This is a genomic window from Pseudomonas sp. P65(2024) (assembly GCF_057480955.1).
Genome location: NZ_JBLIYX010000033.1, coordinates 20,742 through 28,065 on the forward strand (window position 1 = coordinate 20,742; position 7,324 = coordinate 28,065).

Here is a 7,324-nt window from a genome sequence, read left to right on the forward strand (position 1 = left end):
GATCCACCACCGTAACGAACATTTAGAAGACTAAGAACATAGTCTGCGACCAAAGACTGAAGCGCCCACCCCGCCGACCAAGCGAACCACTAATGAAACTTAAGAAAGTTACTAACGTCGAATGGTCAGGAGGAACGATTAAAACCTATGCGATCTTGCGGGGTGAAAATGTTTTCACTGACAGCATAGTTCCAGTCCCATCGCTATACCTTATTTCGCTCGCACAAATGGAAAAAGCTGATAACTCAATTAGAGCCACTGGCTCTGACCTTTTGTCTTTTTTTCAAACACTTGAGCGATATGGACTAGAGTGGGACTCTCTTTCTGACACCGACATGTCCGGATATTTATATGGCCATCTTCATAAATTCCATGGCCTGAAAAAACAGTCGATGGAGAGACATATTTCTTCCATCAAAGGCCTTTATGCGTTCGCCTACGATGCAGGAATTATTTCAGCTCCCGCAAAATTTAGCTATCAGTACATACAAGACGAAAGCAAAGAAAACAAAAAAACAAAGAAAAAAATTGATTTCGACTTATACAACAACTATTTACACAAAGATCTTTTCAATGAAATTTTAGCAAATATAGCCTCAAAAAGAGCATTTGAAAAAGAGCGTGACGAGCTAGCGCTTATTATTGGATTTCATTGTGGATTACGGACTAGCGAAGTAACCAACAGTGAAAATCTTAAAACCGAAGAATTGAAAAATCTGATTTCAGCTGCAGAAAAAATCGGATCTAGAACTATTACAATCACGCTAATCGGCAAGGGAAGCAAAATCCGAAAAGTAGATATCCCCCCTTATGCAGTGAGAAAGATCAAGCAATTTCTTGAGGGTCGAAGAAGCAAACTACCTGACGGGCCATTGATTTGCTCACGCCGAGGAGAACCTTTGATCGGAAGCCACTGTACAAATATTTTTAGGCGGGCGAAGAACGCTTCAATCGGCATAATCGAAAAGAACATTGCGAGGATTCATGAGTTGAATCCTAACTATCACTTCATATCGAAAGAATCATTTTCTAACCTGGTTTTTCATTCACTTCGACACACTTACGCAACTAACCTAGTCGATTTTTGCTACAAGCACGGTCTAGACCCTTGGCAATATCTACCAGACCAGTTAGGACATAGCGATGTAGAAACAACAAAAACATATGTTGTTTTTGACGGAGAGCTAGGCAGACGCGAAAAAATCAGGCAGGCATTGAATAATGAAATCAAAGATTGACGCACCAAAAACACAGATGATGCTGGATCTGAGCCTGTCCGATCTTGCACCAGAAATCTCGCCTACATCTGCGTCTGATACATCAGCAACTGTACTGGTCATCAGTTCTATGCGGACAGAGCCGTCACTGCAAACCATTAGTATTCCAACATGGTTTGAAAAATGTCCTATCGCCAGGTGCTTAATCAGCTATCTGAATAGTGACACCCTAAAAACAAAGAGTCGTCATGACGCATATGCAAAGCTGACTCGAACTAGGGCAATCTTTGAATGGGCATCGGTAGAGTATGCAGGGGCTTCGAAATTTCCCACCGGGATATTTGGAGACTACTGTCTCCACCTCAAAAATAAGGGAGTACAAGAGAGCAGCGCGTGCGCCTACATGTCGTCCTATCGAATCCCTATTGACTGGTACATTGAACAACACCACGCAGATCCGAGCCGCGCAGAAATCATCAACAGCCTTAGGGCAGCGAGGTCGTATATCCCATCTCTGCCCAATAAATCAGAACGGACACAAGCAAGCCTTAGCCAGATCACTGAACAGCCAATTGATGACGAGCTCAAAATCGTCCAGTCAACTATTAGATTCTGCTGCGCCTTCCTAGAAAAAATGCAGGAACAGCGTACTGCACTACTAAGCGACCCTGGGGTTTCTCAGAAGCTACAAGAGCTCATCCAGAGCTGCGAGGGAGACTATCTACGTCTTAAATGGAGTAGCCATGACAGTAAGCGAAGCACAGTCTACAAACCGCTAGCGGCCTACATTTTGGACAGTGACGACCTGAGCTTGAAGGAGCGCTTGCTTTGGAACCAAGTACAATGGGCGTATCAGACCATCGATGGAAATCTTGAGCTTTCAAAAACCGCAGCTGACCAAAAAATCCGAGACGGTCTCAGAATCACTGGCGCTCTGGATATTCAGCCAGACGATACCAATAGAATTCTATACTTCAAAAACATCGATTATCTTTCCCTAATCAAGCACACACCAGCGGAAGAAATTTGCTTCGCGTGGTTACTAGCAACTGACCGAGTTCAGCTAGCTGGACTCCTGAAGATGAGCATTGATGACTTAAGAATAACAATGAGCTCAGCTTCTCCGATTTTCGAAAAAGGCCGAAGCGCGGAGAAAATCCGAGAAGTCCCCATGCATTCTTCCAAGTCCCTGCAGTATCAAGCTTATGTATCCTTCAAAAAGCTAAAAGAGAGCTTCCTTAGTCTTTTCCCTAGCCATGGAAACAAACTAATAGAAATACCTACCACTAGCACCTTACAGTGTTTGAACAGCGAGCCCTACTCTCCACTGATTATGGCTTGCCACGAGCACACCAGCACTTATAACGATCTCCAGTTGAAAGAGCCTGGCATTAAAATATTCGCCAACATCGTCCGATGCGTTGCAGCCAATAACAGGATTTTTCATAAAAACAACCGAAAGACGAAAGACGATATTTATAGGCAAACCATCTCAGTGACCAACATCGCCCAAAGCAGAGCAATATTGGATTTGGACGAAAGTGACCTCGACAATATTCCCTATGAGAAGTATGGCCAAGAGGTCGTTGACGCCAGTGCAACTGCACACTCGCCCCAGGTCAAAAGAATCAAATACATCTATGCGAGCACCACGAAATATAGGCTAGGGAAGCGTGCGGCTTTTGCAGCCACTGTGGGCAGTGCCATGGTTGATGATGCCAGGAAAGTCATCGACTCCATGGCTGGGAATGTATTTATGGGTATGAAAGAGTTCAAGGTCATGCTGGGATGGTCGACAGATATAGAAGGTGAAGACTCTGTCGCCGAATTTGATCAGCTTTTGCTTTCTGCTCGGGACGCAGGATATGAAATAACTCCTACAGCTCAGCTGAAACGGGGTGGTACTACCTATATCATTACTAACCCTGTCTCCGCCGCGTTGCTTTTGGACTATAAGCAGGCCTGTGTAGAGCTACTTAGAAATACTCCCATTAGTGAGGAGGCTCGTGCCACATCTCTTGTCATGCAGACAGCTTACATCGAAGCATGTCTGGAAAAATTTGATCGCAAGACCATTTCGCTCGGACAGGGCGTCCTGGACAAATCTTCATTTCCAAAGCCAGTAGTCAGGTGAGAATCATGAAATCAGAAAACGCTTCGTTCAGCCTAGCTACCTCCGTCCAGCCTCATAGTAATCAGTTAGGAAATGATGTCTGGAGTGTACAATGTCCGAACACTGGGGATATGTACAATGTCCGCTTTGATTGGGATTGCTCACAGGCCAAAAGGATTTACGGCCAAATGTTATTTCTGAAAGGCAGCATTGGGCGTGGCTATGCAGACGAGAACAATAGGATTCTTGTAAGCAGCATCTCTTCTGCGCGACAAGAAACAGCATACATTCGCGAAATTTGCGAATACTGGGAGCAAGAATATCCGGACAGACCATTGCACACACTCAATCGGGCTGAACTGGCAAACTTACTCCGAAAATTTGCGGTTAAAAAATCCAGCTTGCTAAATGGAAGCGACGAACTTTTAGGGTTTTCCACAATTCAGATAATGAGTAGGTTGATTGATAGAACCAATAATCTGTATATCAATGGAACACTCCCAGACGGCTTCTCATATCACATCACTGAATCATTCAGGAAGTCAGCAGTAGCTGAACTTCTTGCTAGTCACGGATTGACATATGCCGAATGGAAAGAAGGTGGTACTTATGGATCAATACCTATGGTGTGTGCGTCGCTAACTGTAGCTGAAGCAATCATACTCATTGAATCCGATGAGGCAATCATTGCTTCAAAATTTTTCGAATGTTGGCGAGAATTCAAAGAAGCGCCAAAGCTTTGGTTTGGAGAGAATGATCGCTTGGCTCTCTACAGGCACATTCAAACCTCCCAAGCCAATCATAAATCTAGCAGAATTATCAAATGGGAAGCGTCCGCCAGAAGCTTAGGATCAAGTATCGATGCTTCCACCACTAAAGTGTTCAAAAAGATGCCCTGGAACGCTCTAGGACAGCTTAGTGATTTCTGCATTACCTTACTGAAGGCGGCGCTTTCGATCATAACAATCCTCAGCGGGTTCCGCATTAGTGAGACCAGAAGCATAAGTACAGACGGCTATGAAAAACATAACGATGGGAGTTGGTGGTTTAAAAGCGAAAACACCAAAACAGAAAACGGCTTCCAAAGCCCTAGGTCGCTTCATGGGTTGGTTGCACAGGCCGCCAACTTGATAACTAATCTTTCAGCTCTAGACCCTTCGGACACAGATCTACCTCTCTTCCACTGTGGTTTCCGTAGCGGAGCATTTAATGTCGCGCTTGGCTGGGGAAAGCAAACGAAAGAAGAATGGTTGTCCGACAGTAGCTTTAGCTTACAAACACTGAGAAATTGGTTTAGAGATTTCTATAAAGACTTTGTCTTAGAAAAGCATCCAGAGGCTGCTCAAATTCACAGCCATGTATCCCCCCACCAAGCAAGGCATACCTTTGCAGAGTTCGCTCTTCGCAGATTCGACGGAAGAATCAAGGAGAAGATCCGAGAGCACTTCAGACATCAATATGGATCTGCTCATACCAAAAGGTACACACAATACAAGCTTAGCGAATCCGTTCGTGAGGCCCAGGAGCAGGAGTATCTTCGAGAGATGATTGGGAGGATTTCTGAAAATCGCCTGGAGGAGAAGTTGTATGGGCCTGCTGCGAGGAGAATTGAAATTGAACTTGCTAACGTGGTTGCAGTTACCGATGAAGAGTTCAATGAGATGTTAGATACAATGGCCGGAAACTATTCTAGATTTGTTGCCTTCGAATGGGGGTTTTGTGCCTTGCCTAAAGGTGAAGAACATTTGGCAAAATGTCATGACAGAAAAACTGGCACACCCAACGTAGACCATCATAGCTGCCTCGAAGTCTGCCTAGGATGCCCGCATAGCATGAACAATGAAATTCAAAAAGAGACACTTATCCGGGCAGGTATCTCCCATAACGCAATCGCCAAGAACCATTCCTTGAAAGCAATTGCTGACCTCAGCACCAGTGCAGTCAAGCTCATTGAACGAAGGATCCTGGGGAAGTAGAGAATACAGCATGTTTGAGCTTGAAGACTATTCCAAGCAACCAGAGACCACCGAGCCTGCCTGGGTCAAAAACGAGACTACCCGTAAGCTGTTTAAGCATGTCACCGAAGAGTTCAATTCTCTTAAGGCGAAAATCATGTCACAGCAGGCGACATCTGTACCTAAGATAGTCCCACGGCGTGTAGCACTCGCCAACTCTGTGGATCCCAGCCTGATCACCAAACGACGTCAGCCCGACGTGATTTGTCTTATCTCTGACTACAACATGGAGCTCCAGGCATTATGGGATTCAATTAAAAAAAGCAGGTATATTCCGGGAAAATCGCCTAATAAGGCTACGATTCAAGAGCAACTGAAACTAGCACTCCTCGAGATAGAACGCCTCAAGAACGTTAGGCTCAGCGAAGCTTTCACATCGGCAATCGAAAAAAACCTGATCACTAGCCAAAAAGATCTCATCTTGACTATCGAGCAACTTAAAATCGCTAACAAAGACCTCCAAGAAAGAAATTTCCAGCTTGTAATGCAGGTGCACGAGCTAACTAAAATCAACAGTTAGAGATGACATGAGCATGTTCCAACATGTTCATGTGCTCTAGACCCCATCAGTGTAGTTCTTGACTCTACTGCCAAGAGGTGTCATGTGAAGAGCCTATTAGCTACGCTTTGGAGCTATGTATTTCCAGACAATAGGTCTGACAGGGAAAAAGAAGAGGAAAAGCAATTCATTGAGGCTCTCAACCAGCTTAAAACCTTGACAGTTACGCCTCAAGGAAAAATGTCGATCGATCCTGAGGAAATCCGCGACCAGATCCTAAAAAGTCGCGAGGCCTATCGAGACTTCGTGGATCCTTTGCATCGTCGTCGCCGATAACGTATTTTGGCTGGCCCGCATCAGAAGTGAAGGGCTTACTCTTTTGAGCCCTTCACCGTTGGCAGTATCTCTACCCTACCTAACGGCCAACTCCAGACCTAGCGTCCACAGCGCTTAGCGACGTGCGGTTTTACCAAGGTGCAGATCGTCATCACTGGCCATCGTGGTTCCCTAGTGAAGCCACGGTGTCCTTGGCGTCTCTGCACATGGCCTCTCCAGAAAGTCGTAGTGGTTGGGCGCGCCCTTGCGGGCCGGCTGTCGTAAACCGAGTCGCTCTCTTGAGCGCCTCGGCCCTGCGGGCATCCATCCTCGCGTCTGCGCGCTCCGCTTGCCGGCAACGACTACTGCGAAGCCCTCACGCCGAGTCACTGGCTCTCTCACACTGCAGCCAACGCCATCGAGATCTGTTCTCTACATAATTTTCAGTACGGTACTTTCTGTACCTAACAATATCGAAAAATTCTAGATCTCACAATTATCACCACCCCCAGCAATATTGTCTAGCACAACTAAAGGTATGCTAGATGCATACCCTTAAGTTCCCTCGACAGCGACATCAACGCTTGATAGCCTTCATCGAGGTTACTCACCAGTTGCAATCTTTCGGCCCCTCTAAGTTCACACTCAGCACACCAAGAATATGGACACACCGCCCGAAATTACCCTAGCAGAGTTCAGAGAACGCTATCCGCTGCTGTTCTCTGACCCATCTGTGGATGACATCTACTGCAGCCGTGGATGGCGTGACCTTCTGGTTACGCTGTGCGACACGCTTCAAGCCCACCTGGATGGGCACCCCGACGTTTCGCAGGTAGTGGTGGCACAGGTGAAGTCGAAGTTTGGCGAGCTGCATTTCTTCTATGACGGTGGCGATAGCTACTGCATGGGTGCTGTTGCCCTTGCCGAACAGATATCGCTGAAGACCTGCGAGCAGTGCGGTGCGCCCGGCAAGAAAATCGGCGACAGGTGGGTGAGTACACTCTGCCCTATGCAAGATGGCAGCACCCAGGCAGGAGAAAGCTAGTGTCCACGGTCATCAGCCTCAGCCGGAAGTGTCAGATTTTTTGTGTGCGGGCCGGTAACGGCCTGCCGTCAGGCAGGCCCTGACTTTCACCAGGTCGGCCTGATGAACCGATCTCCGTAC

Annotated in this window: 6 protein-coding genes; all 6 read left to right on the forward strand. The window is 46.5% G+C overall.

Annotated features, from left to right (window positions below; translation table 11 throughout):
- Positions 1-92: 92 nt before the first annotated feature.
- The 6 genes from AC25MA_RS25490 (at position 93) to AC25MA_RS25515 (ending at position 7,204) form a co-directional block, all read left to right on the forward strand.
- Positions 93-1,238 carry a tyrosine-type recombinase/integrase gene (locus AC25MA_RS25490; protein ID WP_081735828.1) on the forward strand — a complete coding sequence of 382 codons (1,146 nt, stop codon included), beginning with the start codon at positions 93-95 and terminating at the stop codon, positions 1,236-1,238.
- Positions 1,222-3,351 (forward strand): hypothetical protein, encoded by a 2,130-nt coding sequence (locus AC25MA_RS25495; protein ID WP_486972536.1) that lies wholly within the window; start codon positions 1,222-1,224, stop codon positions 3,349-3,351. The genes AC25MA_RS25490 and AC25MA_RS25495 overlap by 17 nt, the downstream gene beginning before the upstream one ends.
- A gap of 5 nt (positions 3,352-3,356) precedes the next feature.
- The gene (locus tag AC25MA_RS25500) at positions 3,357-5,306 is read left to right on the forward strand and encodes a hypothetical protein (RefSeq protein WP_155951164.1); all 1,950 of its coding nucleotides are present in this window, start codon (positions 3,357-3,359) and stop codon (positions 5,304-5,306) included.
- Between the two features lie 10 nt (positions 5,307-5,316).
- Positions 5,317-5,865 (forward strand): hypothetical protein, encoded by a 549-nt coding sequence (locus AC25MA_RS25505; RefSeq protein WP_028614313.1) that lies wholly within the window; start codon positions 5,317-5,319, stop codon positions 5,863-5,865.
- Positions 5,866-5,949: 84 nt separating this feature from the next.
- Positions 5,950-6,180 (forward strand): hypothetical protein, encoded by a 231-nt coding sequence (locus AC25MA_RS25510; RefSeq protein WP_486972537.1) that lies wholly within the window; start codon positions 5,950-5,952, stop codon positions 6,178-6,180.
- 640 nt (positions 6,181-6,820) lie between these two features.
- The gene (locus tag AC25MA_RS25515; protein WP_486972538.1) at positions 6,821-7,204 is read left to right on the forward strand and encodes a hypothetical protein; all 384 of its coding nucleotides are present in this window, start codon (positions 6,821-6,823) and stop codon (positions 7,202-7,204) included.
- The last annotated feature ends 120 nt before the right edge of the window (positions 7,205-7,324 follow it).